A 739-nucleotide genomic window follows, 5' to 3' on the forward strand; every position below is an offset into this window, starting at 1 on the left:
GACAACGGCTTCATCGAGGCGTTCAACAGCAAGCTTCGGGCGGAGTGCCTGAACGCGCATTGGTTCCTGACGCTTGCCGATGCCCGCGAAAAGTTGGAGAATTGGCGCAGAGACTACAACGAGGTTCGGCCCCACAGCGCGATCGGATATAACGTCCCGATCGACATCCATAATCCCGGTGGCGCCACCAGCCTGTCACCGGAATGAAGGCCGAAAACTTCAGATCCCGGCGGTCCAAGGTTGGGTCTCAGAGCACGTGCCATCAGGCTCGACTTACGAGTGGTTCTGAAAATGGGGGCAGGTCAAACTGGCGCTGGCGCTGAGACAATAATTGTCGCAATCATGTCTCAGACAGTATGCTTTCGCACTCGCAGTGAATGTCCGCTTTCCGCCGATCACGTCGAATGCCTGGACAAGCAATCCCTATAGTCGGCAGCGTAGCCCCTGCACATCAACCTCGACCAGAGCCTTGCGGCCTCCCCAGCTCGGCTTCGCGTGTCGCAGGGGAGAACGGCCCTTCGGTCCGTCGCGCATTCGGCCATGCGGCCTCACCGCGGCGTTGCGCTTGGCGTCCCGGTTTGCCCGCCTCGCGAGCACGTCTCTCCCTGGCCGCTCCGCCGGATTGCGCTCTGGTCTGTTTTGCGGGGCAAAACGATCCCGCCGCTGCATCCGTCTCCCGCGTCCGGTCGGGCCGTTTGCCTGCTCGTGTCGGGCAAACCTACCTGTCCCATCCCGGATG

The 739-nt window shown here is 61.7% G+C and carries 1 protein-coding gene; it reads left to right on the forward strand.

Annotated elements, in window-relative coordinates; genetic code table 11:
- A partial coding sequence (locus MBELCI_RS18975) for an integrase core domain-containing protein (protein ID WP_045320577.1) occupies nucleotides 1-207 on the forward strand: 207 nt, incomplete at its 5' end.
- Nucleotides 208-739 lie beyond the last annotated feature (532 nt).

Source organism: Limimaricola cinnabarinus LL-001, assembly GCF_000466965.1.
Lineage (GTDB): Bacteria > Pseudomonadota > Alphaproteobacteria > Rhodobacterales > Rhodobacteraceae > Limimaricola > Limimaricola cinnabarinus.